The following is a 26,126-nucleotide window of genomic DNA, read 5'->3' on the forward strand; positions in this document are numbered from 1 at the left end:
GCAACTGTCCCCCGTAACGGTTGTTACGGGGGACTGTTGTTGTGTGTCCGGCGATGACCTACTCTCCCACACACCAGCGTGTGCAGTACCATCGGCGCTGAAAGGCTTAGCTTCCGGGTTCGGAATGGGGCCGGGCGTTTCCCTTTCGCCATTATCACCGAAACGACTATTCATTTATCAATCCCCACCCGCCGGGTGGGGGGAACATCACAGACACTCCGGCCACCCCGGACCGGGGTGGTGTGTTGTCTGGGAATCGTATAGCGGACGCGAAACATCTTGCAGCAATCATCTGCGTCAAGACATGTTTTTGGTGGTGTGACAAGCCCTCGGCCTATTAGTAACAGTCAGCTCCACACATTACTGTGCTTCCACATCTGTCCTATCAACCCGGTCGTCTCCCGGGGGCCTTACCAACAAAATGTTGTGAGAGTCCTCATCTTGAAGCGTGCTTCCCGCTTAGATGCTTTCAGCGGTTATCACTTCCCAACGTAGCCAACCAGCCGTGCACCTGGCGGTACAACTGGCACACCAGAGGTTAGTCCGTCCCGGTCCTCTCGTACTAAGGACAGCACTTCTCAAGACTCTTACGCGCGCAGCGGATAGGGACCGAACTGTCTCACGACGTTCTAAACCCAGCTCGCGTGCCGCTTTAATGGGCGAACAGCCCAACCCTTGGGACCGACTCCAGCCCCAGGATGCGACGAGCCGACATCGAGGTGCCAAACCATGCCGTCGCTATGGACGCTCGGGCAAGATCAGCCTGTTATCCCCGGGGTACCTTTTATCCGTTGAGTGACGGCGCTTCCACATGCCACCGTCAGATCACTAGTCCCGACTTTCGTCCCTGCTCGACCTGTCAGTCTCACAGTCAAGCTCCCTTGTGCACTTACACTCAACACCTGATTGCCAACCAGGCTGAGGGAACCTTTGGGCGCCTCCGTTACCTTTTAGGAGGCGACCGCCCCAGTCAAACTACCCATCAGGCACTGTCCCTGAACCAGATCATGGCCCGAAGTTAGATATCCAGAACAACCAGAGTGGTATTTCAACGATGACTCCACAACCACTAGCGTGACCGCTTCACAGTCTCCCACCTATCCTACACAAGCTGTACCGAACACCAATACCAAACTATAGTAAAGGTCCCGGGGTCTTTCCGTCCTGCTGCGCGTAACGAGCATCTTTACTCGTAATGCAATTTCGCCGAGTTCGTGGTGGAGACAGCGCCCAAATCGTTACTCCATTCGTGCAGGTCGGAACTTACCCGACAAGGAATTTCGCTACCTTAGGATGGTTATAGTTACCACCGCCGTTTACTGGGGCTTAAGTTCACCGCTTCGCTCACGCTAACAGTTCCCCTTAACCTTCCAGCACCGGGCAGGAGTCAGTCCGTATACATCGTCTTACAACTTCGCACGGACCTGTGTTTTTAGTAAACAGTCGCTTGGGCCTGGTCTCTGCGACCATCACCGCTACCAACCGCAAAGGGCTGTCACGGATCAGGTCCCCCTTATCCCGAAGTTACGGGGGTATTTTGCCGAGTTCCTTCACCACGATTCTCTCGATCGCCTCGGTATTCTCTACCAATCCACCTGTGTCGGTTTAGGGTACGGGCGGCTCACAACTCGCTCACGAAGCTTTTCTCGGCAGCATAGGATCACCCACACCACACACACGTGTGCAGTGCCATCAAGTCTCAGACACACAGCGCACGGATTTACCTACACGCCGTCCTACACTCTTAGCCCGGGACAACCATCGCCCGGGATGGGCTACCTTCCTGCGTCCCTCCGCAGCTTGCCTACTACAAGATCAGGTCACAGACTCACCCGCCATCACCCGAAGGATCCGACAGACTCGCATGCTTAGTCTCACTCGCCTCGGCAGGATCGTTGTTTCGCCGGTACCAGAATATCAACTGGTTGTCCATCGACTACGCCTGTCGGCCTCGCCTTAGGTCCCGACTTACCCAGGGAAGATTAGCTTGACCCTGGAACCCTTGGATATTCGGCGGACGGGTTTCTCACCCGTCATTCGCTACTCATGCCTGCATTCTCACTCGTGTGAACTCCACGATCGGGTCACCCCACCGCTTCACCGCACACACGACGCTCCCCTACCCACCACACATAACGTGCGGCGCCACAGCTTCGGCGGATTACTTGAGCCCCGCTACATTGTCGGCGCAGAATCACTTGACCAGTGAGCTATTACGCACTCTTTCAAGGATGGCTGCTTCCAAGCCAACCTCCTGGTTGTCTTCGCAACTCCACATCCTTTTCCACTTAGTAACCACTTAGGGGCCTTAGCTGATGATCTGGGCTGTTTCCCTCTCGACTATGAAGCTTATCCCCCACAGTCTCACTGCCGCCCTCAACCTTACCGGCATTCGGAGTTTGGCTGATTTCGGTAAGCTGTTAAGCCCCCTAGACCATCCAGTGCTCTACCTCCGGCAAGAAACAGGCGACGCTGCACCTAAATGCATTTCGGGGAGAACCAGCTATCACGAAGTTTGATTGGCCTTTCACCCCTATCCACAGCTCATCCCCTCGGTTTTCAACCCAAGTGGGTTCGGGCCTCCACGACGTCTTACCGTCGCTTCACCCTGGCCATGGATAGATCACTTCGCTTCGGGTCTAGAGTGCGCGACTCAACCGCCCTATTCGGACTCGCTTTCGCTACGGCTCCCCCACACGGGTTAACCTCGCCACACACCACTAACTCGCAGGCTCATTCTTCAAAAGGCACGCCGTCACCCCGCAAGGCTCCGACGGATTGTAGGCGACCGGTTTCAGGTACTATTTCACTCCCCTCCCGGGGTACTTTTCACCTTTCCCTCACGGTACTCGTGCACTATCGGTCATCAAGGAGTATTTAGGCTTAGCGGGTGGTCCCGCCAGATTCACACGGAATTTCAGGGGTTCCGTACTACTTGGGGTCCATCCAAGGAAGACCACACCATACGCCTACGGGACTATCACCCACTCTGGTCTGCCATTCCAGACAGTTCAACTTCGACGCAGTTTTATCACTCCCCGGCCGGTCAACAGCCCGACCACGAACGGCCCCACAACACCACACATGCAACACCTGTCAGCTCTCACACACGCGCGGTTTAGCCTCCTCCGCTTTCGCTCGCCACTACTCACGGAATCACGGTTGTTTTCTTCTCCTATGGGTACTGAGATGTTTCACTTCCCCACGTTCCCTCCCACTGCCCTATACATTCAGACAGGGGTCGCCGGACACAACTCCGGTTACCTTCGAGGTTTCCCTATTCGGACATCCACGGATCACAGCTCGTTTACCAACTCCCCGTGGCTTATCGCAGGTTACAACGTCCTTCATCGGCTCTTGATGCCAAGGCATCCACCGATCGCCCTTAGTAGCTTGTCACCAAAAAACATCCAACACAGACAAAAAACTACAAAAGATGCTCGCGTCCACTATACAATTCTCAAACAACACACAAACCAACCCGACCAACCCTTAGGCCAGCCAGCGAAGATCCGCCACAGAAACAACCACAACCAACGGCTGCGGAAGCCTCAAAACCCAACAACGTGCCCCACAAACCCATGCCGCCACCGGCCACCCGTTCCACACCCACCCCACAAGGGCCGGCAGTACTAGACGCGCCAACAACAAACACAAGCCTGCATCATCAATGCCTCCACAAAAACAAACCCCCACCCCGCCCACACACAACGGTGGAACCAAGAGTGCAAACTAACCACCACCCACCCACAAGGATGCGTGGCGATCAAAAAGGGCTCCTTAGAAAGGAGGTGATCCAGCCGCACCTTCCGGTACGGCTACCTTGTTACGACTTAGTCCTAATTACCGATCCCACCTTCGACGGCTCCCCCCACAAGGGTTAGGCCACCGGCTTCGGGTGTTACCGACTTTCATGACTTGACGGGCGGTGTGTACAAGGCCCGGGAACGTATTCACCGCAGCGTTGCTGATCTGCGATTACTAGCGACTCCGACTTCATGGGGTCGAGTTGCAGACCCCAATCCGAACTGAGACTGGCTTTAAGGGATTCGCTCCACCTCACGGCATCGCAACCCTCTGTACCAGCCATTGTAGCATGCGTGAAGCCCTGGACATAAGGGGCATGATGACTTGACGTCATCCCCACCTTCCTCCGAGTTGACCCCGGCAGTCTCCTATGAGTTCCCGGCCGAACCGCTGGCAACATAGGACGAGGGTTGCGCTCGTTGCGGGACTTAACCCAACATCTCACGACACGAGCTGACGACAGCCATGCACCACCTGTAAACCGGCCAAAAAGGCACAACCATCTCTGGCTGCTTCCGGCATATGTCAAACCCAGGTAAGGTTCTTCGCGTTGCATCGAATTAATCCGCATGCTCCGCCGCTTGTGCGGGCCCCCGTCAATTCCTTTGAGTTTTAGCCTTGCGGCCGTACTCCCCAGGCGGGGCACTTAATGCGTTAGCTACGGCACGGAGAACGTGGAAGTCCCCCACACCTAGTGCCCACCGTTTACGGCGTGGACTACCAGGGTATCTAAGCCTGTTTGCTCCCCACGCTTTCGCTCCTCAGCGTCAGGAAAGGTCCAGAGAACCGCCTTCGCCACCGGTGTTCCTCCTGATATCTGCGCATTCCACCGCTCCACCAGGAATTCCGTTCTCCCCTACCTTCCTCAAGTCTGCCCGTATCGAAAGCAAGCACAGAGTTAAGCCCCGTGTTTTCACATCCGACGCGACAAACCACCTACGAGCTCTTTACGCCCAATAAATCCGGACAACGCTCGCACCCTACGTATCACCGCGGCTGCTGGCACGTAGTTAGCCGGTGCTTCTTTACCAGGTACCGTCACAAAAGCTTCGTCCCCGGCGAAAGCGGTTTACAACCCGAAGGCCGTCATCCCGCACGCGGCGTTGCTGCATCAGGCTTCCGCCCATTGTGCAATATTCCCCACTGCTGCCTCCCGTAGGAGTCTGGGCCGTATCTCAGTCCCAGTGTGGCCGGTCGCCCTCTCAGGCCGGCTACCCGTCGAAGCCTTGGTACGCCATCACCGCACCAACAAGCTGATAGGCCGCGAGCCCATCCCCCACCAAAAAATCTTTCAACCCACCACCATGCGGCAACAGGTCATATCCGGTATTAGCCACCGTTTCCGGCGGTTATCCCAAAGTGAAGGGCAGGTTACTCACGTGTTACTCACCCGTTCGCCACTAATCCAAACCCCGAAGAGTCCTTCATCGTTCGACTTGCATGTGTTAAGCACGCCGCCAGCGTTCGTCCTGAGCCAGGATCAAACTCTCCATCGAAAAAACAAAGAGCAAGACCATGACAAAAAACCAGAAAAACTGGCATCAATCACTAATCAATCACTCAAAGAAACCTGTAACCCAACCCAAAAGCCAGGCACGAGGCAACACACAAACTGACAAACAGTCTGTGCAAAAAAATGGCATTGACTTATAGACACGCTGTTGAGTTCTCAAACTTCCGAAGCACACGAAGCCGAGGAACTAATTCCTACCGCTTGGGGCAACTCGATTTACTTTACTTTCCGGGACCCACCCTGTCAAATCGATCATTCTCTTGATGAGGAGGTCGATCTGGTGAGCGCGTGACGTGCTCTTCCAGCGGGAGTCCCAGTGGCTTGCGCCTCAGAGAACATTACCCGACCTGATCGCGAAGTCCAAATCGTGCTGGACGATCAGGTCGTTGCCCTGGAGGCGCCCCTCGAGCAGCGCCCGAAGGGAATCCTGACTCTACACCGCGCTGAGCCGGTCTGCAAAGCGGACGTCAGCGTGCGGTCGCGCCAGGCTCATTCCGGATCGAGCAAGAGGCGGCCACCCCTGCCGAGGCGGCGCATCCCGTACTGAAACGGCGCGGCTGCGTGAACGCGCTGGGGCGCCCCCCCGAGGAGGGAAGTCGCCCGGCATCGAGCGGGCGGTGAGGTTGAGATGGCGGATCTGGGCGACGTGCGATGGGCCGGCGGATGCGGGCGAGCCGCTCACGCGGCCCTCGCGAGGATCGCACAGCTTGGCGGTCGCGGCGCTGTTGCGCTGGGTTCGCCTCACACGGTGAGCGCGAGCCACCTCGCGCTCACCCGTGGCGGCCGGAACTCGCTGACGGGGTGCGGGATGGTGATGACCTACCCTCGCCGCTGAGCACGCAACAGAGCCCCGCACACGTGGTGCGGGGCTCCGGGTTTGCTGCGTTGGGGACAGACGCGTCAGGCGCCCGGCGTCTCTTCCTTTCCGGGCCGGCTCTTCGCCACGTCGATGAGGACCCCGGGGCCCATCGTCGACGAGACGGTGATCTTGCGCACGTACCGACCCTTGGCTGCGGACGGCTTCAGGCGAGCGACCTCGTCCATCGCGGCGCCGTAGTTCTCGAGAAGCGCCTTCTCGTCGAACGAGGCCTTGCCCACGATGAAGTGGAGGTTGCTGTGCCGGTCGACACGGAACTCGATCTTGCCGCCCTTGATGTCGCTGACGGCCTTCGCGACGTCCATGGTGACGGTGCCGGTCTTCGGGTTGGGCATGAGCCCACGCGGGCCGAGGACGCGACCGAGGCGTCCGACCTTGCCCATCATGTCCGGGGTGGCGACGACCGCGTCGAAGTCCAGGTAGCCACCTTGGACCTTCTCCACGAGCTCGTCCGCGCCGACCTCATCGGCGCCGGCGTCCTTCGCCTGCTGAGCCCGCTCGCCGGTGGCGAAGACGAGGACCCGAGCCGTCTTGCCAGTGCCGTGCGGGAGGTTCACGGTGCCGCGGACCATCTGATCCGCCTTGCGCGGATCGACGCCGAGGCGCATCGCGACCTCGACCGTCTCGTCGAACTTCGCCGACGCGTTCTGCTTGACCAGGCTCAGGGCCTCGGCCGGGGAGTACTGCTTCGCTTCGTCGATCTTCTCGTCGGCGGCGCGATAAGCCTTGCTGCGCTTCATGACTGGTTTCCTTTCATCTGACCAGGTGTGGTGCGGGCCGCGCTGGCCCTGCCACGGGACGTCCCGGGTGCGGGACGCGTGAGCTACTGAACGTCGATGCCCATCGAGCGGGCGGTGCCCTCGACGATCTTCATGGCGGCTTCGACGTCGTTGGCGTTCAGGTCGGGCATCTTGGTGGTGGCGATCTCGCGCACCTGATCCTTGGTGATCTTCCCGACCTTCTCCTGCGGCTTGGCGGCACCCTTGGGCAGGCCCGCGGCCTTCTTGATCAGCTCGGCGGCCGGCGGCGTCTTCGTGATGAAGGTGAACGTCCGGTCCTCGTAGATGGTGATCTCGACGGGGATGACGTTGCCGCGCATGGCTTCTGTCTTAGCGTTGTACTGCTTGCAGAATTCCATGATGTTGACGCCGTGCGGACCGAGAGCGGTACCGACGGGAGGTGCAGGAGTCGCCGCGCCCGCGTTCAAGGCAACCTTGACGAGCGCCGCTACCTTCTTCTTGGGAGGCATAACTGGGTCCTTGCTTTCTCGTTGAGGGGCCGGGTCGCCCCTCCTCTATCAATGCGGTGGCCCGGCACGAGGCCGGGCCGCTGCGAACAACACTCCAGGATAGTGCGGGCGTCAGCCCTTCTGAACCTGGGAGAACGTGAGATCCACGGGGGTTTCCCGCCCCAGGATCTCGACCAGGGCCTTGAGCCGCTGGCTGTTCGCATTGATCTCGGTGATCGTGGCGTGGACGCCGGAGAACGGGCCCTGCACCACCATGACGGAGTCGCCGACGTTGAAGTCAGCCACCTCCACCTTCTTCTTCCGCTGCGACGTGCCGCTCGACTGGGCGGCGACCTTCGCGATCACGGACGGCGCCAGCATGCGCTCGACCTCGTCCAGCGAGAGCGGGACCGGCGAGCTGGCGTGCGCGACGAAGCCGGTGACCGACGGCGTGTGCCGAACGGCGGCCCACGACTCGTCCGTCATCTCCATGCGGACCAGGACGTAGCCGGGCAGGACCGTGCGGGTGACCGTCTTGCGGGCGCCGTTGCGCACCTCGACGACGTCCTCGGTGGGGACGACCGCTTCGTAGATGTAGTCGTCCATGCCGAGGGTCTTCACCCGGTTGTCCAGGTTCTGCTTGACCCTGTTCTCCATGCCGGAGTAGGTGTGCACCACATACCAGTCGCCGGGCTCGCCGTTCAGGCGCTGCCGCAGTTCCTCAAGGGCGGCCTCCTCCTCGGCGGAGTTGTCGCCCTCGTCGGCCGGCGCCTCTTCGTCCTCGTCGGAGTCCACGCCACCGAGGTTGGCGAGCATTTCGTCCTCGCCGACGGTGGTCTCTTCGTCGCCGAAGTCCAGGTTCAGGTCGAGGTCGTCGGACGCGGCCTCATCTGCCTCGGCCACGCCGAGGTCGATCTCGAAGTCGTCGTTCTCCTCATCGCGAGGAGTCTCATTGTCTTGGGTCACAAACCTTCTCCGTTATCCAGAATCGACTTAGCCGAAGAGCCTCAGCAGCGCGGCGCCGAGACCGAGGTCGAGCAGACCCACGTAGGCGATGATGAACAACACGAACACCAGCACCACCACGAAGTACTGACGCACCTCGGCGCCGGAGGGCCAGATGACCTTCTTCAACTCGCCGACGGACTCGTTGACGAACTGGGCGGGCGTCGTGCGCTTCTTGACCACCGCCTTGCCGGAGCGGCCAGGCTTGGTGGCGACGGGGACCGTGTCGGCGGTCTCGGCGGCAACGCGTCGGCGCGGGCGCGAGTTGCGCGCCATGGCCGCGGCGGACTCCGCCTGAGCGAGTTGCTCCGGGTCGTCGATCACGACGGCGTCGGGTTCGGCGTCGCCGGCCTCGACCAAACTGGCCGCGGTCGCACCCTGCCCGGCAGGCGCCTCGGCATCGGTCAGTTCCTCGGCCTCGTCGTCGACCACCTCGTAGGAGGGCGCGTCCCCAGCCATCGGCTCGGCCAGATCCTCGCCGGCGAGACCGTCGTCGCCCACGTGCTCAGCCCGAAGCTCGTCGGGGGTTGGCGAGGACTCGTCGCGTCGGCCTTGACCGTTCGCTCGTTCCGCCACTGCCACGTCCTTCGCTTCGATTGATCGCTGAGGCCAGCCTACGTGCCGACTCAGCAGGGCAAGAGGGACTTGAACCCCCAACCTGCGGTTTTGGAGACCGCTGCTCTGCCAATTGAGCTATTGCCCTCCGGCGACCCACGGGAGCGTCGCGCAGACGTCCGGCGCTTAGGCCGCCAAGACAAGGAGTGTATTGCGTTTGCGGGGCTGAGTCGAACCGGGACCCGGCGGGGCGTCCTGCTCAGTCGAGCGACACCCCCAAGAACACCGGCTCTGGGACGAGCTCGACGCCGTACGCGTCCCGGACGCCGTCGCGGACGCGGCGGGCCAGCGCCACGATGTCGGCGGCCTTCGCACCCCCACGGTTGGTCAACGCGAGGGTGTGCTTGGTCGACAGCGTCGCCGGCGGCTCCCCGAAGCCCTTGCCGAAGCCGGCGTGGTCGATGAGCCAGGCGGCACTCGACTTCACCAGTCCGTCCGGCTGCGGGAAGCGCGGGGCCTCCTCGGGCAGGGTCGCGGCGGCCTCGGCCGTCAGCAGCGGGTTGGTGAAGAACGAGCCGGCGCTCCACGTGTCGTGGTCGGCGGGGTCGAGCACCATGCCCTTGCCCCGGCGCAGCTCGAGGACGGTGCGGCGCACGTCCCCCAGCGGCGCGCGGCCGCCGTCCCCGACGCCGAGGCGGCGGGCGAGCTCGCCGTAGCGCAGCGGCGCCGACCGCGTCCCCTGGGCCAGTTGGAACGTGACGCTCAGGACGACGTAGCGCCCGGGGTCCGCCTTGAACCGCGACATGCGGTAGGAGAAGTGGCAGTCCGCGTTGGCGAAGGTGCGGTAGGCGCCCTCGGCGCGGTCCCAGGTGCGGACCGACCAGATGGTCTGAGCGACCTCCTGGCCGTAGGCGCCGACGTTCTGGATGGGCGTCGAGCCGACCAGTCCTGGGATGCCGGACAGCGCCTCGATGCCGACCAGTTCGTGCCGCACGGCGTACTCGACGAATCGGTCCCAGCTCTCCCCCGCCTGCACCTCGGCGAGCATTCCGCCGCAGGCCGCGGGGGCGGGGTTGGCGGCGGTGCCGGCGTCCGCGTCGAACTCGCAGAAGGAGCCGTCCACGCTCAGGCCGCGGGTGGCGACGTGGACGACCGTTCCCTCGAAGCCGTCGTCGGACGCCAGGATGTTCGACCCGCCCGAAAGCACCAGCACGGGCTCGCCGCGTTCGTCGGCGGAACGGACCGCGTGGACGAGTTCCTCGGTGGTGGTGGCATCGACCCAGGCACGGACGGGGCCGCCGACGCGGAAGGTGGTGTGATCGGCCAGCAGCTCAGTCAACGCGGACCTCGGCGGTCGCGGAGCCGAGCACCTTCACCCCGTCGCAGGTCGCCTGGATGCTCACGGTAGCGACGCCGTCGGCGAGCCTCGTGACGGAGCCGGCGAATTCGACGAGCGCCCCGTCGGTGTCGTCCGGGACGGGAACCGGCTTGGTGAACCGGACGCCGTAGCTCTGCACGCGCTCCGGGTCGCCGGCCCAGTCGGTGACGAGGCGCAGAGCCGTCCCCATCGTCAGCATGCCGTGGGCGATGACGCTGCCGAGGCCCAGGCGTCCGGCGTAGAAATCGGAGTAGTGGATCGGGTTGAAGTCCCCCGAGGCGCCTGCGTAGCGCACGAGGGTCTCGCGGGTCAGGTGGACGGCCAGGCCAGGCAACTCCGTGCCCACCTCGGCGTCGATCGCGTCGCTCACGCTTCCTCCTCGTTCTCGACCGGCCAGGTGTGCAGCAACGTCGACGAGGCGGTGCAGAGGCTCTCCCCCGCCGTCGTCGCCAACAGCACCGAGATCGTCACGAACGCGGTGTTGGCGCGCGTGCGCACCTTGTCGATCGTCAGCGTCGCGGTGACGTCGTCGCCCGCCCGGAGCGGACGGTGCCAGGCGAACTTCTGGTCGGTGTGCAGCGTCTGGTCGAGGCGCAGGTCGAGCTCCTCGTCCGCGAACAGCGGGCCCCAGGCGTCCGCCGCGAGGACGGCGGCGAACGTCGGCGGCGCCTGCGGCGTCCCCCCGGCGTAGGCGGCGTTGTCGTCGCCGAGCGCGCGGGCGAACTCGGCGATCTTCACGCCCGTGACCGTGTACGGCTGGGTGGGCGGATACGTCCGGCCCACGTGGGCTTCACTGATCGGCATGGAAACAGGCTAGTGCAGCGGCACCCGCCGGTCGCGAGGGACTCGGGCGACCGCAGCCCGAACGACGCCGCAGGGTAGTGTCTGCGCGTGCGCAAACTCCGCCTCGCGTTCGTGTCCATGCACACGTCCCCCGCCGATCAGCCCGGTGCGGGCGACGCCGGCGGGATGAACGTCGTCGAGAGCCAGCAGGCGATGGCCCTGGCCGCCATGGGCCACAGCGTCGAGCTGATCACGCGGCGCGCGAACCCCGACTCCCCCGACGTGATGGAGCTCGCCCCCGGCGTCACGCTGCGGCACCTGGACGCCGGGCCCGCGCGTCCGCTCGCCAAGAGCGCGATCGACGCCTACTGCGCCGACTTCGCCGAGGAGCTGAGCCGGCTCGAGCCACCGGATCTGGTGCACTCGCACCACTGGATGTCGGGTGTCTCGGCGCTGGAGGTGGCGCACACCTGGGGCGTTCCACACGTGCAGAGCTACCACTCCGTCGCGGCGCTGCCCGGCTCTCCCCTCGGCGACGGGGAGCCGCCGGAGTCGCCCGCGCGCGTCCCCGGCGAGGCGATGACCGCACGCCTTTCGGACGCGATCGTCGCCGTCAGCACCGCCGAGGCCCGCACGGTCATCGAGCGCTGCGGCGCCGATCCGCGACGAGTGTTCGTGACGACCCCCGGGGTGGACAGCGAGGTGTTCCGCCCGGCGTCGCCGACAGAGGCGCGGCCCGACGAGGCGTGGGCGCAGCACCCCAACGGTTACGCCCTGTTCGCCGCGCGGTTGCAGCCGCTGAAAGGTCCCGACCTGGCGATCGCTTCGATCGCGGCCGTGTCGCGCCGGCTGCGTCCGCACCTGGTGATCGCAGGCGACATCTCCGAGGACTTCAAGGCCTACCGCGCCGACCTCGACCGCATGATCGACACCCTCGGCCTGACGGGATCGGTGACGTTCGTCGGCGGGCAGCCGCGCGAGCAACTCGCCCGGCTGATGCGGCACTGCGAGGTGTTCATGGTGCCGTCGCACTCGGAGACGTTCGGACTGGTCGCGCTGGAGGCGGCGGCGTCCGGGGTACCGGTGATCTCCTCCGCCGCGGGCGGCCTGCGCGAGGTCGTCGTGGACGAGGAGACCGGGCTGCTGATGAAGACGCGGCAACCCTCCGCCTGGGCGTCCGGCCTCTCCCGGATGCTGGCCGACGACGAACTGCGCGCCCGGATGGGCACCGTCGCGCGGGTGCACGCCCGACGCTTCACCTGGAACGACGCCGCGCGCCGGCTCTCCGAGCTGTACCTGACGCTCGTCGACCGGTAACCGACGGCGACAACGTCCGGGGCTCGGCCAGCCCCGGACGCAACACAGGGCTGCCCCTTCGAGGGACAGCCCTGTGCGGAAACGAAAAATCAGCGCGTCTCGCGGTGCGCGGTGTGCGTGTGACAACGCGGGCAGAACTTCTTCAACTCCATGCGATCGGGGTTGTTGCGCTTGTTCTTCTTGGTGATGTAGTTGCGCTCTTTGCACTCGGTGCACGCCAACGTGATCTTGGGACGAATTTCAGACCTCTTAGCCATGCTAGGGCCCCCTCTCTCGCACTCGATACCTTCGACTCTGGGTAGCGGGAACGGGACTTGAACCCGTGACACAGCGATTATGAGCCGCTTGCTCTACCGTCTGAGCTATCCCGCCCTAGGCCTCAACACCACCGGGGTCACGAATGTTCCGGAGGTTCTGGGACCCGAGCCCCGATGCGGATTTGAACCGCAGACCTCGTCCTTACCAAGGACGCGCTCTACCACTGAGCTATCGGGGCCAGCGACGCACTAACATACACGAGCCGCGCGGGTCGGCCCAAATCCTCCAGAGGGCGCCGGGCAACCCAGCTCAGAGGTCACCGCAGCCGTCGAAGTCGCCGCAGCCGTCGCCGAGGCCGTCCATGAAGTCGAGGCTGCCCATGAAGTCGCCCAGGGACGTGGCGAACGCCGAGAGCCCCTCGACCGCGTCCCCGCCGAACGCGGCGAACATCTCGCCGTCGAACAGGTCGAAGGACCCGTCGAGGGCGTCCAGCCAGAGCAGGTCGGTCGCGAAGTCGAGTCCCTGCAATGCGGCGACGTCGAACCAAGTGAGGTCGAACGAGACGTCCTGGCCAGGCAGGTCGTTGGCCCGGCGGGCCAGCGTGCCGAACGTCTTGGCCCAATGATCGGCCACCCCGAAGACCATGGCGTAGGGAAGGTAGCGGCTGAAGATGCCGGCCGCCTCCTCGAACTTGAACTGGTCGGACTCGGCGGTGGCCAGGTACTTCTTGAAGCCCAGCGCCTGGACGCGGACGGCGGTGCCCTCGGCCGTCCGGGCGGTGCGTCCCCGCAGGGCTCGGGTGAGCAGGATGCCCGCCGCGGCCACCATCACGCCGGCCGCGACGCCGCTCCAGGCTGGGTGGGCCACGACGCAGAGCACGCCGAAGAGGATGCCGAGCCCCACGAACACGCAGCCCGGGCCGGCGTTCTTCTGCTGGGGGTGTCGTCGGTACCAGTGCCGCTTCACGGCCTCGCGGTAGAGGTCGACCTGGGTCTCGCGCAGGGCCTGCAAGGCCGCGTAGTCGAGCTGCGTCATGCGCACCTCGGTGATCCCGGGCGGGAAGAGGCCGTTCAGCAGGCGGGACTCCATCGCGTCCAGCTCGTCGTAGACGACGTCGGAGCTGAGCTCGAGCCGCCAGTCGACCTTGGGCTGTTCCTCCACCGGACGCCGCGCGAACTTCTTCAGGGCCGGGTTCGGCTTCTCGTCCGCGGGGACGGCGGTGATGTGCAGGTGCCCGCGGACCGCCAGGTCGACGAGCATGGCCGTCAGGTCGCGCGACTCCACGATCCCGTCGACGACCGTGCCGACCAGCGCCGGCCGGACGCCCCGGGGAGGAGCGAACGCGACCGCGACCTCCCCGTCGTACTCCTGCCCACCGCGGACGCGTTCGCGCCGGGCATGCTCGGCGTCCGCCGGGATCACGCCCGGCGGCACGTCGGCGAAGATCTGGTCGCGGTGGAATTGGCGGGCCACGGCCCGCGCCACAATGACGAGCAGGAGCGCCAGCACGCCGATGGTGAGGAACCCGAGGTCTGTGGAGGTCATGCCCCCATCCTGCCGGACGGGCAGAGAGGCCGGGCTCCGAACGCGCGCTCGGCCGTCCCAGCGATCGAGCGACGCCCGCGGGCCGGCACGCGGGGCTCTGCACGCCGGCGGGCGTTCTCAGGAGTCGTCGCGCCCGACCGCCCTTGCCAGAGGGTCACGCCCGCGTTCGCCCTCTGTTCATCGTGCGTCTATGAAAGTGCCGTTGAGCGATTCTGAGAATCGGGCGTAGACCAATCGCCATGCGAACACATCGAGTCGCCCGCGCCGTTTCCGTCGCGGCCGTCAGCGTATTGGCCACTGGTATGGCCTGCCTCCCCGCCCTCGCGGGCACGTCCTCCGCCCCGGCGAGTGCCAACTCCCGGAACCAGCAGGATCGCCCGGATCATCACCGTGGACCTTCGTCGCGCACCATCACGACCACCGGCCTTCGTCCCGGCCAGATCAAGCACGTGTGGCTGATCATCCTGGAGAACAAGTCGTACGACTCGACGTTCACCGGGCTCAACCAGAACAGCTACCTATGGAAGACCCTGCCTGCGCAGGGCGCGCTGTTGAAGGACTACTACGGCACCGGCCACTACAGCCAGGACAACTACACCTCGCTGGTCTCCGGCCAGTCCCCGTCGTACGACCTCCAAGAGGACTGCGACGTCGCCAACACCGACCTCGGGACCAACAGCAACATCATCACGGCGCACACCGGACGCTGGGGCGGCCGCACCGACAATTTCGGGCAGCTGCTCTCCCCCGCGGGGGCCAATGCCCCCGACGGCAAGAACGGATGCACTTATCCCAAGCACGTGGCCACGCTGTTCAACCAGTTCGACGCCGCGGGCGTCAGCTGGAAGGGCTACGCACAGGACCTGTGGAACCATCCCGGGCGCGAAGACGGCCTCGGTGGTGCCCCCGGAACCCGGGCCAACGATCCCACCCACAACCCGAAGAACATGACGCCCACCGCCGCTGACAAGGCGGCGGGGATCACGTCCTTCACGGGGGCGCAGCCGGACGACCAGTACGTCGCCAAGCACTTCCCGTTCCCGTGGTTCCACTCGATCATCGGCGACGACAACACCGGCAAGGACGCCCTGACCACGCCGGCCGGCGGCGGGACGGACACCGACGCCCAGCACATCGCCAACCTCGACGACCCGTCGCACGGCCTGCTCACGGACCTTAAGAAGCCCGCGAACCAGGTCCCGGCGTTCAACTGGATCACCCCGAACAACTGCTCGGACGCGCACGACGCCACCTGCAAGGGCAACAACCTCTCCGGGCTGTTCGACGACAAGGGCAACCCGGACTACTCCAAGCCGCTGAACACGCCCCCGAAGAACCACACCGGCGGCCTGTACGCGTCCGATCTGTGGCTGCGCTACTACATCCCGCTCATCGAGCGGTCCGCGGCGTTCAAGGACGGCGGCCTCATCGACATCACCTTCGACGAGGCGAACCCGCCCTTCCACAACATGAGCTTCAGCAACGCGACCGACTCGACGCCGGTGGCGAAGGCGGCCCGCAAGAACGAGCTCTACCGCTACCGCAATCCCAGCGCCAAGGATTTCAAGCGCGGCTACCGCTCGTACCCCGCGGGCACGTTCCCGAAGGCCGGGCCGATGGCCAAGAACTACCTCAAGGCCGACCTCGCGGGCCAGACGATCAACGGGCGCCGGGTGAACTGGGAGCCGACCGGCCCCAACTCGACCCTCGCGACCGACGCGAAGGGCAACCAGCTGTTCCCCGGACCGGGCAACAACGGCTACATCACCCGGCCGCCGTCCTGCGAGCAAGACGGCGCCCTGGTCAACGCCGACAAGAGCAACTGCGTGGCCGGCGCCAAGAACACCGGCGCTGACTACGGTTACTCGGGCACCAAGACCATCAAGGCGAACGCGACGAGCGGCTCGAGCACGGTTGCGGCGTCCGTGACGGTCGCCGATCAGGGCCGCGCGGTCACCGGCGCCGGGATCCCGGCCGGCTCCTTCGTCGGCCCGGTCACCAACTCCGGCCCCAACATGGTCGCCCAGGCCAGCGATCCGGTGTCGAACGGCTCGTTCACGCTGGTCAACTCCGCCGGCAAGACCGTGAAGACCACGGGCGTTGTCACGAGCGTCAACCTGTCTGCTACCGGGGTCCCCGGACACCTGGCCGCGGGACAGACCCCGCTGTCGACCTTCGGCGCCCGGACCGCGACCCCGGGCGGCGGCATCACCGGATCGGTGCTCATCTCGCCGCTGATCAAGCCCGGCACCGTGTCGACGACCGCCTACAACCATTACTCGTGGCTGCGCACCATGGAGGACATCTTCCAGGTCAGCAACGGGCGAGGGACGGGGGCCCTCACGGCCGGCACCGTCAGCGGCGGCCTCGACGGCGACGGACACCTCGGCTTCGCCGCCCAGCGTGGGCTGACCCCGTTCGGCACGGACGTGTTCACCAACGCCCGGCCGAGCCGGCACCACCACCATCGGTGAGCTCGCCTGATCTGCACGAGTCCGCCTAACGATTCGGCCGGACGCCGGTCGGCCCGGGATCCCCGTGGCCGGTCGGCGTCCGGCTGTCGGACGCCCCCTCCGGATCACGGAGCCGCGTCCGACACCACCCCGCCATCAGTCACCTGCCTGGAGAATTGAACCCATGAGCCTGCCCCGTTCCCGCACCGCCGACCGACCGGCGCTCCCGATGCGATGGCTCCTGGCCCTCGGCTCCGGCCTCCTCGCGGCAGTCACGCTGAGCGGCTGCGCCGGCGGAGCCGCGTCGAGCGCCGTGCCGACCGCGGCCCCCACCGTCGAAGCTGCCGCGTCCGGCACCCCCTCCCCTGATCCCCGTGGCGGCGCCACGGCGTCCGGGGCCGGCACCGCGTCCGTCACGCCCGCGGACGCCGGCCTGGGACCGATGCCGACCTTCCTGCCGAGCGCGACCGCCCAAGGTCCCGCCCGCGGATCGACTTCCCGTCCGGCGTTGTCGTACCCCGGATCGCCTGTGATCGTGTCCAGCGGCAGGGGTGCCGTCACGGTTGAGGTGGACGGCCCGTCCGTCCCCGCCGGGACCAAGGTCGGCGCCGAGCAGGTACAAGCCACCTTCACGGTCACCTTCTCCAAGGCGACGGCGCGCTTGGACTTGGCCGACGCCTCGTTCGACGTGCTCGACCATCTCGGCACCGTGCATCGGTGCACGGCCGACCCGGCGCTGCCCCGCACGATCGCCCCGGGGCAGACCGTGCGCACGCGCCTGAGCGCCACCGTCCCCAGCGGCGAGGGCCTGCTGCGTTTCTACCCGTCCGGCTCGGTCGCCGCGGCCGGCTGGGACTATGTTGCGGAGACCGACTGAGCGGTAGGTCCGCCGCGACAACCAGGGAGGACGCTAATGTGCCGCTTGTTCGGACTCTCCGCCGGGAGCCGCCGGGTGCGGGCCACGTTCTGGCTGCTGGACGCGCCGGACAGCCTGCGGGAGCAGTCCCATGCCAACCCGGACGGCACCGGTCTGGGCACGTTCTCCGCGTCCGGCGATCCCGTGATCGAGAAGCAGCCGCTGGCCGGGTTCGACGATCGCGACTTCGCCCGCGAGGCGCGCGACCGGACGAGTTCCACGTTCGTCGCCCACGTGCGCAAGTCGTCCGGCACCCCCGTCGCCCAGGCGAACACCCACCCCTTTGCCCTGGACGGGCGCATCTTCGCCCACAACGGCGTGGTCGGCGACATCGAGCGGCTGGAGGCCCACCTGGGTGCCGCGTTGCAGCGCGTGACTGGCGACACCGATTCCGAGCGGGTCTTCGCGCTGACCTCGGCGGAGATCGCCCGCGCGGGAGGCGACGTGGCGGCGGGCATCACCGCGGCGATGGGCTGGATCGCCTCGAACCTACCGGTGATGTCGGCGAACTTCGTCTTGGTCACCCCCGAGGACCTGTGGGCGCTGCGCTGGCCCGCCACGCACGAGCTCTACGTCCTCGACAGGCGCAGCCCGGACGCGCCGCTGCGACACGAGAGCGCTGCCGGCACCAGAGTGACCAGCGATCACCTCGGCGAGGTACCCAGCGTGGTGGTCGCCAGCGAACCCCTCGACGCCGATGACTGGCGCCTGCTGGAGCCCGGGACGCTGCTCCACGTCAATCGGACGCTGGCGTTGACCGAGGAGCGCATCCTCGGGGCGTGAGCCCCCCTCCGCCGAGGATCGTGTTTGAGCCCTCGGCGCTTCCCCTGACCCTCGGCACCCGGTGGCCGCCCCGCGACGTCACAGACCGAGCACTCGATGAAGAGGTCGATTCCGCATAGCTCTGTGACAAGGGGGTTCCCCGCGTCCCGGGATGGCCGCAGCGATCGAGTGCCGGTTCTGTGACAAAAGAGGACGGCGCTCGGCCCGATCGCCAACTCAGCTCGACGCTCGGGCGACGGCGTCCTGAACGATCCGGGTCACAGGACCGACGCGCGATTGGGGTGCGGGAAGCCTCTGTCTGGGGGCGCGGAATCGGAGTCCGCCAATGCGTGGCCAGCAGGCCCTTCGAGGGAATCCAGCGGCGACGCCGGTCGCCGCAGCGGAGGACAGTGGCCGCCGTCCCGAAAACCGACCGTCGGGATCGTGACAAGCACATGGGCCCGGAGATCTCTCCGGGCCCACGATGGGTGGCAGGTGTAGGGTTCGAACCTACGTAGGCTGTGCCGACGGTTTTACAGACCGCTCCCTTTGGCCACTCGGGCAACCTGCCGTGCTGGCGTTGCCAGCGGGAAATTACAATAGCAACTTCTGGGCCGTGCGCCCAATCGACGTCCACCCCGCGGCGCGAGCCGCCCAGTCTGAGGAGAACGCCCCATGGCCGCCGACAACTCGTTCGATGTCGTCAGCAAGGTCGATCACCAAGAGGTCGACAACGCCCTCAACATGGCCGCGAAGGAGGTCCGTCAGCGCTTCGACTTCAAGGGCACCGATGCGTCGATCCGCTGGTCGGGCGAGGTCGTCGAGATGGAAGCCAACGGCGAGGAGCGCGTCAAGGCCGTCCTGGACGTCTTCCAGGGCAAGCTCATCAAGCGCGGCGTCTCGCTGAAGTCCCTGGACGTCGGCGAGCCCCGCCTGTCGGGTAAGACGTGGAAGATCACCGCGTCCATCGAGCAGGGCATCAGCCAGGAGAACGCGAAGAAGATCAGCAAGCTGGTCCGCGACGAGGGGCCCAAGGGCGTGAAGTGCCAGATCCAGGGCGACGAGCTGCGCGTCTCGTCGAAGAAGCGCGACGACCTTCAGGCCGTGCAGTCGCTGATCAAGGGACAGGACTACGACTTCGCGGTTCAGTTCACCAACTACCGCTGAGCTGCCGGAAAGCGTGGGGATGAGATGCGGATCTACGGGTACGACCGCTAGGGGGACGGCGACGTCGAGGGCTTCTTCGAGGCTCCGGATCCCACCCCGGGTCCGGGAAGGATCGTGGCCGAGTTCGTGGCCGCGTCGCTGAACCCGGGCGACATCAAGGTGCGATCGGGCAAGCGGCAGGGCAAGTTCGAGGTGCACTTCCCCATGCCGATGGGACGCGAGGCCGCCGGCACCGTGGTCGACGATCCCTCCGGAACGTTCGAGCCGGGAACCCTGGTGTTCGGGTCGTGCGCGAGCGGCACGGGCGCGCTGGCCGACCTCGTCGTGCTGGACGCGGGCCAGGCCGCCCGGGTGCCCGAAGGGGTCGACGCGGTCGCGGCGGCGTGCGTCCCGGTGGCGATCGGCACCGCCTGGGACGCGCTCGAAGAGACCGGCACCGGCGAGGGGGACGTCGTCCTGATCCTCGGCGCGGCAGGCGGTGTCGGGATCCACGCTGCGCCGCTCGCTCGCTTCCTGGGCGCCAGGCCGCTCGGCATGGCCCGCCCGGCCCGGCGCGACTTCCTCGCCGCGCACGACGTGCCGTTCGTTGCCGAGCGACGGCAACTGGGTCGCGGCCGTGCGGGAGCGGTTCCCCGACGGCGTGGACGTGGTCATCGACGCGGTCGGCGGAGACGCGCTTCGCGCGGCCGCCACCCTCATCAAGGACCCGAGCCGCCTCCGGTCGGCCGACGACCTCGCCCTCGCCAGCACGCTCGGGGGGAGCGGCGTCGCCCGGCGCCGGGACTCCCGCGTGTACGCGCAACTCGCGCAGTTCGTGGCCGACGGCGTGGTGACGCCGGTCGTCGACCAGGTCCATCCTTTCCCGGACGCCGCCGCAGCCTCCCGCACCGTCGCGTCCGGGCACGCCGCGGGAAAGACCGTCATCACCCGGTGACGTCCACGAGCACGCGCAGGACGCCGGAGCGGGCCGATAAGGTCCCGCGGCTTCTCCCGGCAGGCTGACTGACCTGACGGGGACGCCGCGCAGGCCGGCTCAGCGCGTCGATCGACGGTGGGCAGCCCCGACTCAGCGCAACAGGACGTCCAGTTCGTCGGCGGGCAGGGCGGCGCCGAAGGCGGGATGGCCCGGCTCGAGCGCCTTGCCGGCGTGCAGGGTGGGCAGTTCGACCGGGTCGAAGCCGAGGCGATCGACGAGCTCCGCGACCCGGTGGCGTGCCGCGGCGTCGTCGCCGGCCAGCGCCATCGCGACGCGGCCGGGGGTGCCGACGGGCCGTGCCTGGTCGGCCAGGTCGTGGTAGCCGATGTGGTTGAACGCCTTCACCAGCGTGGATCCCGCGAGGAACGAGCCCACGACCTCGCTGGACGAGGGCTCCGCGTGCGCCAGTTCGGTGTCGCGGCCGTCCACCTCCCACCAGTAGTTCATGGCGTCGATGACGAGCTTCCCGGCGAGCGCGTCGGCGTCCAGGCTGGGGTACTTCGACAGCGGGAGGGCGAGCATCACCATCTCTGCTCCGGCGATGGCCTCGGGCGGCGCGACGGCCCGGGCGCCGGGCGCGAGCACCTCGACGATCAGCCGGATGCTCGCCGGGTCGCCGGAGCGCGCGACGTCCACGGCGAGCCCCTGGGAGCGCGCGAGCCGAGCGACCGTCGTGCCGAGCTTGCCGGCCCCCAGGATCGCCAGATCGCTCATCGTCCGACCATCTCGCGCACCAGCGGGACGACCTCCCGGCCGTAGCGCTCGATGCTGGCCAGCCGCTGATCGGGCGTGAGGATTCCGGCGCTGTAGACGAGGTCGAAGCGGTCGAGGTCGAGGAGGGTGACGGTGTCGGCGATCTTGCGGGCGACCTGCTCGGACGTGCCGACGTACAGGGCGCCGTGGTCGACCTCACCGTCGAACTGTGCCCGGCTGAACGACCCCCAGCCGCGCTCGGCGCCGACCCGGCCGCGGTGGACCTTGAAGCCCGGGAAGTAGGTCTCGCGGGCCTCTCGCTCGTCCGCCCCGATGAACCCGTGCGAGTGGATGCCGAGCGGTTGCCCCGAGCGGCCCGTCTGCGCCAACGCCCGGCGGTAGAGGTCGGCGTAGGGCGCGAAGCGGTCCGCGGCGCCGCCGATGATGGCCAGCATCATCGGAAAGCCGTAGGCCGCCGCCCGGACGACCGACTCGGGCGAGCCGCCCACCCCGACCCAGGTGTCGATCGGGCCGCCGTCGGTCTTTGGGAAGACGTCGGCCGCGTCCAGCGTGCGTCCGCCGGAGTTCCAGGTGACGGGCTGCTCCTTCAGCAACTCGGCGAAGAGGGCGATCTTCTCCTCGAACAGAGTGTTGTAGTCGCGCAGGTCGTAGCCGAACAGCGGGAACGACTCGGTGAACGAGCCCCGTCCGAGCATGACCTGGGCGCGGCCGTTCGACAGCCCGTCGAGGGTGGCGAAGCGCTCGTAGACGCGGACGGGGTCATCCGAGCTGAGGACGGTCACGGCGGTGCCCAGCAGGATGCGCTCGGTCACCGAGGCGATCGCGGCCAGCACGGTCTCGGGGCTGCTGATGACGAAGTCGTCGCGGTGATGCTCCCCCAGCGCGATGATGTCGATGCCTAGATCCTCGGCCAGCTTTGCCTCGTCGACCACCTGGCGCAGGGACGCCCTGGCGCTCAGCGGCGCGCCGTGACCGTCGACCGGCGCCTCGCCGAAGGTGTCGAGTCCGAACTGCAAGCGGCGTCCGGGGCTGTCGGTGTTCATCGTGAGGTCCTCCTCGTGGCAGTAATCGTCCGGTCATTGAAGGTTCAACATCCCGGGTTTATTCCGGACGCGGCGGCCCGGAGCCCGGTGGAGGGCGCTCGGGCAGACTGGGGCCATGACCACGACCGTTGAACGAGCCCTGGTGTCCCTCGCGGCCGGGGCTGTCACCCTCGCCTGGTACGCGTTGCCCGATGTCGTCCGCCCCCGCGGGGCGCGCGCGGCCATCAAGTCAGCGCTGCTCGGTGGCAGCTTGGCCGGGGTCATTGCCGCCGGCCCCCGCCTGCACGCCGACCACGCGTCCGAGGTGCCCGAGGCGCTGACCAACCTGTTGCGCGCGCACCCGGTCGCCACGGTGGCCACCGCGGTGGGGGTGACGGCGGCGTCGACGGCCCTGACGGTGCGGGCGGAGAGGGCGATCTTCCGCCGCGGTGAGCGACGGCGGCTGCAGGGAGTCCGCGGAGCACACACGCGCCAGGCCGTCGCGCTCGGGCTGCTCGCCGCCGTGGCCGCCCTGCCCGATGGCGAGCGCGACGCGTGAGGATCGCCACCTTCAACGTCAACGGCATCCGGGCCGCCCACCGGCGCGGCTTCCTCCGCTGGCTGGACGCGCGGCGTCCCGACGTGGTCGCGCTGCAGGAGGTGCGCTGCGACGCGGACGCCGTCCCGGCCGAGGCGCTCGGCGGCTACCACCTGAGCTATCACCCGGGGAACCTCGCCGGCCGCAACGGTGTGGGCTTCCTCACCACCCAGGCGCCGACGGCGATCCGGCAGGGGTTCGGCAACCGGCGCTTCGATGCCGAGGGCCGCTACATCGAGATCGACCTGGACCTGCCCACGGGGCCGCCGCTGACGCTGGGCTCGCTGTACCTGCCCAAGGGCGCGAGCCCGTTCGACGACAACCCGGACCTGACCAGGTACCGCCGCAAGATGAGCTTCATGGCGTCCCTGCGCGCCTACCTGACGCGGGCGCGGCGGGACGCCCAGCGAGCAGGCCGCGAGTTCGCCGTGATGGGTGACTTCAACGTCGCGCACGCGCGACAGGACCTCAAGAACTGGCGCGGCGCCGGCCGGACCGAGGGATTTCTGCCCGAAGAACGCGAATGGTTCGGGACGCTGCTCTCGGCGCGGACGCTGACCGACGTCGTCCGCTCGTTGCACCCGGACGAGGACGGGCCGTACTCGTGGTGGAGCTGGATGCCCGGGGCGTTCGATCGGAACACCGGCTGGCGCATCGACTACCAGCTGGTCACCCCGGGGCTGGCCCGCGCCGCCGTGGCCGCCGGGACCGACCGGGACGCCACCGCCGAGGCGCGGATCAGCGACCACGCGCCGGTGGTCGTCGACTACGACTTCGGGTGAGGACGGTCAGGCCTCGCCGAAGGCGGCCAACACCTCGTCGCGCGTGACGTCCTCGAGGCGGGCGTGGCTCCAGTGCGGGTCCTTGTCCTTGTCCACGAGCTGCGCCCGGACGCCCTCGACGAAGTCGGGGCCGCCGATCAGGTGATCAGCCAGGACGAGATCCTGGGCCAGGACCTGTGCGACGTTGTCCATGCGCGCGGCGCGCCGCAGCGCCTCCAGCGACACGGCCACGGACAGCGGGCAGCGCCGGCGGATGTCGTCGGCGGCCGCGCGGGCCGCCGGGTCGTCGTGCTGCTCGAGCCGCCGGACGATCGCGACCGGGTCGTGGCCGCGGTAGCACTCGTCGATCCAGCCCCGCTGGCCGGCCAGGACACCGGGCGGAGCGTCGCCGTCCACCTCGTCGGCCAGCCCGACCAGGACGCCGTCCTCGGCCCCCACCGAGGTGCCGGTCAGTGCCAGGTGCGTCCCGAGCTCGCCGGGTGCGCGAGCGAGCAGGAACATGATCCCGACGTCCGGCTCGAACCCGATGTTGGTCTCGGGCATCGCGAACGTGGAGTCGGGGTAGGCGACGCGACGCGAGCCATGGGCCGAGACGCCCAGCCCGCCGCCCATCGTCACGCCGGCCATGTGCGCGACGTACGGCTTCGGATACGACGCGATGAGCTCGTTGAGTCGGTACTCGACCTCGAAGAAGCGCTGGTGGTCGCCGCCGTCGAGCACGAGCTGGCGCAGCCCGCGGACGTCCGCGCCGGAGCACAGGCCCCGCTCGCCGGCGCCGCGCAGTTCGACGGACGTGACGGCGTCGTCGCCCGCCCAGGCGGTCAGCGCGTCGGCCATGTCGACGCACATCTGCTGGGTGAGCGCGTTGATGGCCCGCGGGCGGTTCAGCGTGAGGTGGCCGACGCCGTCGGCCACCTCGATGAGGACGTCCGCTTCGGGACCGCTGCTCTGCGTCATGACTCCAACTCCTTGTCGAGTTCTCTGCGGGGATGGCGGCGCCGGTCGATCACGATGCCGGCCGCGGCCAGCGCGGCGAACGCCAGAGCCACCGCGTCGTTGCGCCACGCGAGGTTGCCAGCACCATAGACGAGGAGGACGGACGTGACGCCGGCGGCCACCTTCCACACCCGGGGCGAGGGCTTCGTCAGCGGCAGCAGCAGGCCGCCCCAGGTGAGGTACCACGGGTGCAGGGCGGGACCGAAGAACGCGAACGCGAGGTACGACCAGGAGAGGAACGTCATCGGCTCCGTGCGCGCCTTCTTGATGGCCAGGTAGCCGATCAGGAGGAAGCTCAGCGCCACTCCGACGGTCTGCGAGCCGCCGATGACGGCGCGTCCGGTGGGGTCGACGCCGGCCAGGTTGACCAGCGCCTGCAGGCCGAAGCCGAGCAGGCTGAACGGCGCCATCGTCATGATCGAGCCGGGCACCGAGACCGCACGGATCCAGCCGAAGCCGAGGCCGCTCAGCACCGAGATCAACGAGAAGACCCCGATGACCACGGCGAACGCGAACAGCGCCCGCCCGACGAACTTCGCGACCCGCTTCGGCTCCCAGCTCGACCAGCCCGACCGGACGATCGCGACGGGGAACGCGGCCAGCAGCGCCGGTTGCTTCACCGCCATCGCGACGCCCACGACGATCAACGCGTAGAGGAACCGGCCGCGGTAGGCCAGGTAGATTCCCCACACGACCAGGCCCATCATCAGCGCGTCGTTGTGGGCGCCGCCCACGTAGTCGATGACGACGAGCGGGTTGATGATCGAGAACCACGCGACGTCGCGGGGGTTGATGCGCAGTTCGTGCGCGATGCGGGGCAGGAAGTAGACGATGAGCGCGACCCCGATCACGGCCGGGACGCGCATCAGCACCGCCGAGTAGTACGGGTTGAGCCCGGCCAGCAGGACGATCCCGTGGCTGATCTGCAGCGCCAGCGGGCCGTACGGCGCCGTCGTGTAGCGCCACACCCAGGCGACCTGATCGGCGAAGGCGCCCGGCAGGAACCCCGGCGCCGACTCGTAGGGGTTGAAGCCGTTGTGGATCAACCAGCCCTGCGCGGCGTAGCTGTAGGCGTCGTGGCTGAAGATCGGCGGAGCCGGCAGCAGGGGCAGCGACCACCACAGCAAGACCGCCCAGTGCTTCACCCGGACGTAGACGAGGGGCCGCAGCCGGAACCACGCCACCATCAGCAGCGCCACCGCCGCGAGGACCATGGCCGTCCCGACGACTTTGGCCCACGTGCTGTCGAGGCCGAGCGCGCGGGCAGGACCCCAGTACGGGCTGCTCTGCGGCAGGTAGGCCGGCGTCAGCGAGCCCAGGACGAGCAGGATCGTCCCGAGCAGCCCCTGCCGGACGGCGCCATAGCGCCAGGCCGCCGCCATGTCGCGCCCGAAGCGGGCCAACACGCCTCCGCCGCCCACGGCCGGGCTGGCCGGCGGCGTGTAGGCGGCGCGGTGAGACACCCGGGATCCTC

The 26,126-nt window shown here is 67.0% G+C and carries 20 protein-coding genes, 4 tRNA genes, 3 rRNA genes and 2 pseudogenes; 9 read left to right on the plus strand and 20 right to left on the minus strand.

Annotated features, from left to right (window positions below; genetic code table 11):
• Positions 1–45 precede the first annotated feature (45 nt).
• From rrf to BN1187_RS01545, 11 genes are all read right to left on the minus strand, one after another.
• Positions 46–162: ribosomal RNA gene (gene rrf, locus BN1187_RS01495) — 5S ribosomal RNA — on the minus strand.
• Between the two features lie 155 nt (positions 163–317).
• Positions 318–3,399 (minus strand): 23S ribosomal RNA (locus BN1187_RS01500).
• Positions 3,400–3,784: 385 nt separating this feature from the next.
• Positions 3,785–5,303 (minus strand): 16S ribosomal RNA (locus tag BN1187_RS01505).
• Together the 16S, 23S and 5S rRNA genes form the textbook arrangement of a ribosomal RNA operon.
• Before the next feature lie 917 nt (positions 5,304–6,220).
• Positions 6,221–6,937: a 50S ribosomal protein L1 gene (gene rplA, locus BN1187_RS01510; protein ID WP_040158137.1), complete on the minus strand. Its 717-nt coding sequence runs from the start codon at positions 6,935–6,937 to the stop codon at positions 6,221–6,223.
• Between the two features lie 83 nt (positions 6,938–7,020).
• On the minus strand, positions 7,021–7,446 hold the full coding sequence (gene rplK / locus BN1187_RS01515; RefSeq protein WP_040158140.1) for a 50S ribosomal protein L11: 426 nt from the start codon (positions 7,444–7,446) through the stop codon (positions 7,021–7,023).
• 111 nt (positions 7,447–7,557) lie between these two features.
• Positions 7,558–8,391, minus strand: a complete 834-nt coding sequence (nusG, locus tag BN1187_RS01520; RefSeq protein ID WP_040158143.1) for a transcription termination/antitermination protein NusG — start codon at positions 8,389–8,391, stop codon at positions 7,558–7,560.
• Between the two features lie 27 nt (positions 8,392–8,418).
• Positions 8,419–9,006: a preprotein translocase subunit SecE gene (gene secE, locus BN1187_RS14770; RefSeq protein ID WP_147675041.1), complete on the minus strand. Its 588-nt coding sequence runs from the start codon at positions 9,004–9,006 to the stop codon at positions 8,419–8,421.
• A 54-nt stretch (positions 9,007–9,060) separates the two neighbouring features.
• A tRNA-Trp gene (locus BN1187_RS01530) sits at positions 9,061–9,133 on the minus strand.
• A 111-nt stretch (positions 9,134–9,244) separates the two neighbouring features.
• Positions 9,245–10,324, minus strand: coding sequence for a UDP-N-acetylmuramate dehydrogenase (locus BN1187_RS01535; protein ID WP_040158145.1), 1,080 nt, complete (start codon positions 10,322–10,324; stop codon positions 9,245–9,247).
• Entirely contained in the window at positions 10,317–10,733 is a 417-nt protein-coding gene (locus tag BN1187_RS01540) for a MaoC/PaaZ C-terminal domain-containing protein (protein WP_040158148.1), read from the minus strand. Before BN1187_RS01540 ends, BN1187_RS01535 begins: the two co-directional genes overlap by 8 nt.
• The gene (locus BN1187_RS01545) at positions 10,730–11,167 is read right to left on the minus strand and encodes an FAS1-like dehydratase domain-containing protein (RefSeq protein WP_040158151.1); all 438 of its coding nucleotides are present in this window, start codon (positions 11,165–11,167) and stop codon (positions 10,730–10,732) included. Before BN1187_RS01545 ends, BN1187_RS01540 begins: the two co-directional genes overlap by 4 nt.
• A gap of 87 nt (positions 11,168–11,254) precedes the next feature.
• On the opposite strand from BN1187_RS01545, the gene BN1187_RS01550 reads away from it, so the two are divergent.
• Positions 11,255–12,463: a glycosyltransferase gene (locus BN1187_RS01550; protein ID WP_218184549.1), complete on the plus strand. Its 1,209-nt coding sequence runs from the start codon at positions 11,255–11,257 to the stop codon at positions 12,461–12,463.
• An 89-nt stretch (positions 12,464–12,552) separates the two neighbouring features.
• Here BN1187_RS01550 and rpmG read toward each other — a convergent pair whose 3' ends face one another.
• The 4 genes from rpmG to BN1187_RS01570 form a co-directional block, all read right to left on the minus strand.
• Positions 12,553–12,720: a 50S ribosomal protein L33 gene (gene rpmG / locus BN1187_RS01555; protein ID WP_040158157.1), complete on the minus strand. Its 168-nt coding sequence runs from the start codon at positions 12,718–12,720 to the stop codon at positions 12,553–12,555.
• A 42-nt stretch (positions 12,721–12,762) separates the two neighbouring features.
• A tRNA-Met gene (locus tag BN1187_RS01560) sits at positions 12,763–12,835 on the minus strand.
• A gap of 52 nt (positions 12,836–12,887) precedes the next feature.
• Positions 12,888–12,959 (minus strand) — tRNA-Thr (locus BN1187_RS01565).
• Positions 12,960–13,030: 71 nt separating this feature from the next.
• A complete protein-coding gene (locus BN1187_RS01570) occupies positions 13,031–14,266 on the minus strand; it encodes a DUF2207 domain-containing protein (RefSeq protein WP_052462156.1) in 1,236 nt (411 codons plus the stop codon).
• 239 nt (positions 14,267–14,505) lie between these two features.
• Between BN1187_RS01570 and BN1187_RS14000 the strand changes: the two are divergent.
• The 3 genes and pseudogenes from BN1187_RS14000 to BN1187_RS01585 all read left to right on the plus strand — a co-directional run.
• Positions 14,506–16,731, plus strand: a pseudogene (locus BN1187_RS14000) (alkaline phosphatase family protein); the annotation flags it as partial.
• A 172-nt stretch (positions 16,732–16,903) separates the two neighbouring features.
• Positions 16,904–17,596 (plus strand): hypothetical protein, encoded by a 693-nt coding sequence (locus BN1187_RS13735; protein WP_052462157.1) that lies wholly within the window; start codon positions 16,904–16,906, stop codon positions 17,594–17,596.
• A gap of 45 nt (positions 17,597–17,641) precedes the next feature.
• The gene (locus BN1187_RS01585; RefSeq protein WP_218184550.1) at positions 17,642–18,418 is read left to right on the plus strand and encodes a class II glutamine amidotransferase; all 777 of its coding nucleotides are present in this window, start codon (positions 17,642–17,644) and stop codon (positions 18,416–18,418) included.
• 468 nt (positions 18,419–18,886) lie between these two features.
• On the opposite strand, the gene BN1187_RS01590 is transcribed toward BN1187_RS01585, so the two are convergent.
• Positions 18,887–18,968: transfer RNA gene (locus BN1187_RS01590), tRNA-Tyr, on the minus strand.
• Positions 18,969–19,072: 104 nt separating this feature from the next.
• Here BN1187_RS01590 and BN1187_RS01595 point away from each other — a divergent pair.
• The 3 genes and pseudogenes from BN1187_RS01595 to BN1187_RS13745 all read left to right on the plus strand — a co-directional run bounded on the left by BN1187_RS01595 (position 19,073) and on the right by BN1187_RS13745 (position 20,498).
• Positions 19,073–19,564, plus strand: coding sequence for a YajQ family cyclic di-GMP-binding protein (locus BN1187_RS01595; RefSeq protein ID WP_040158160.1), 492 nt, complete (start codon positions 19,073–19,075; stop codon positions 19,562–19,564).
• A 111-nt stretch (positions 19,565–19,675) separates the two neighbouring features.
• Positions 19,676–19,912: pseudogene (locus tag BN1187_RS15170) on the plus strand (alcohol dehydrogenase catalytic domain-containing protein); the annotation flags it as partial.
• A gap of 238 nt (positions 19,913–20,150) precedes the next feature.
• On the plus strand, positions 20,151–20,498 hold the full coding sequence (locus tag BN1187_RS13745; protein ID WP_052462159.1) for a zinc-binding dehydrogenase: 348 nt from the start codon (positions 20,151–20,153) through the stop codon (positions 20,496–20,498).
• 132 nt (positions 20,499–20,630) lie between these two features.
• Here BN1187_RS13745 and BN1187_RS01605 read toward each other — a convergent pair whose 3' ends face one another.
• Together BN1187_RS01605 and BN1187_RS01610 are read right to left on the minus strand one after the other, a co-directional pair.
• A complete protein-coding gene (locus BN1187_RS01605; protein ID WP_040158163.1) occupies positions 20,631–21,254 on the minus strand; it encodes an NADPH-dependent F420 reductase in 624 nt (207 codons plus the stop codon).
• On the minus strand, positions 21,251–22,297 hold the full coding sequence (locus BN1187_RS01610; protein WP_040158165.1) for an LLM class flavin-dependent oxidoreductase: 1,047 nt from the start codon (positions 22,295–22,297) through the stop codon (positions 21,251–21,253). The genes BN1187_RS01605 and BN1187_RS01610 overlap by 4 nt, the downstream gene beginning before the upstream one ends.
• A 115-nt stretch (positions 22,298–22,412) precedes the next feature.
• On the opposite strand from BN1187_RS01610, the gene BN1187_RS01615 reads away from it, so the two are divergent.
• Together BN1187_RS01615 and BN1187_RS01620 are read left to right on the plus strand one after the other, a co-directional pair.
• Complete coding sequence (locus BN1187_RS01615) at positions 22,413–22,835, plus strand: hypothetical protein (RefSeq protein ID WP_072041925.1); 423 nt, start codon at positions 22,413–22,415, stop codon at positions 22,833–22,835.
• The gene (locus BN1187_RS01620; protein ID WP_040158171.1) at positions 22,832–23,656 is read left to right on the plus strand and encodes an exodeoxyribonuclease III; all 825 of its coding nucleotides are present in this window, start codon (positions 22,832–22,834) and stop codon (positions 23,654–23,656) included. The genes BN1187_RS01615 and BN1187_RS01620 overlap by 4 nt, the downstream gene beginning before the upstream one ends.
• Before the next feature lie 6 nt (positions 23,657–23,662).
• Here BN1187_RS01620 and BN1187_RS01625 read toward each other — a convergent pair whose 3' ends face one another.
• Positions 23,663–24,613, minus strand: a complete 951-nt coding sequence (locus BN1187_RS01625; RefSeq protein ID WP_040158174.1) for an enoyl-CoA hydratase/isomerase family protein — start codon at positions 24,611–24,613, stop codon at positions 23,663–23,665.
• Positions 24,610–26,115, minus strand: a complete 1,506-nt coding sequence (gene mptB, locus BN1187_RS01630; RefSeq protein ID WP_052462160.1) for a polyprenol phosphomannose-dependent alpha 1,6 mannosyltransferase MptB — start codon at positions 26,113–26,115, stop codon at positions 24,610–24,612. The genes BN1187_RS01625 and mptB overlap by 4 nt, the downstream gene beginning before the upstream one ends.
• Positions 26,116–26,126 lie beyond the last annotated feature (11 nt).

It is taken from the genome of Nigerium massiliense (assembly GCF_000826085.1).
In the GTDB taxonomy this organism is placed as follows: domain Bacteria; phylum Actinomycetota; class Actinomycetes; order Propionibacteriales; family Propionibacteriaceae; genus Propioniciclava; species Propioniciclava massiliense.

Excerpts from the sequence above, each read along its gene's own strand:
- rplA (WP_040158137.1), bottom strand. The coding sequence starts at position 6,937 with ATGAAGCGCAGCAAGGCTTATCGCGCCGCCGACGAGAAGATCGACGAA.
- rplK (WP_040158140.1), bottom strand. The coding sequence starts at position 7,446 with ATGCCTCCCAAGAAGAAGGTAGCGGCGCTCGTCAAGGTTGCCTTGAAC.
- BN1187_RS01545 (WP_040158151.1), bottom strand. The coding sequence starts at position 11,167 with ATGCCGATCAGTGAAGCCCACGTGGGCCGGACGTATCCGCCCACCCAG.
- rpmG (WP_040158157.1), bottom strand. The coding sequence starts at position 12,720 with ATGGCTAAGAGGTCTGAAATTCGTCCCAAGATCACGTTGGCGTGCACC.
- BN1187_RS01570 (WP_052462156.1), bottom strand. The coding sequence starts at position 14,266 with ATGACCTCCACAGACCTCGGGTTCCTCACCATCGGCGTGCTGGCGCTC.
- BN1187_RS13735 (WP_052462157.1), top strand. The coding sequence starts at position 16,904 with ATGAGCCTGCCCCGTTCCCGCACCGCCGACCGACCGGCGCTCCCGATG.
- BN1187_RS01595 (WP_040158160.1), top strand. The coding sequence starts at position 19,073 with ATGGCCGCCGACAACTCGTTCGATGTCGTCAGCAAGGTCGATCACCAA.
- BN1187_RS01605 (WP_040158163.1), bottom strand. The coding sequence starts at position 21,254 with ATGAGCGATCTGGCGATCCTGGGGGCCGGCAAGCTCGGCACGACGGTC.
- BN1187_RS01610 (WP_040158165.1), bottom strand. The coding sequence starts at position 22,297 with ATGAACACCGACAGCCCCGGACGCCGCTTGCAGTTCGGACTCGACACC.
- BN1187_RS01615 (WP_072041925.1), top strand. The coding sequence starts at position 22,413 with ATGACCACGACCGTTGAACGAGCCCTGGTGTCCCTCGCGGCCGGGGCT.
- BN1187_RS01625 (WP_040158174.1), bottom strand. The coding sequence starts at position 24,613 with ATGACGCAGAGCAGCGGTCCCGAAGCGGACGTCCTCATCGAGGTGGCC.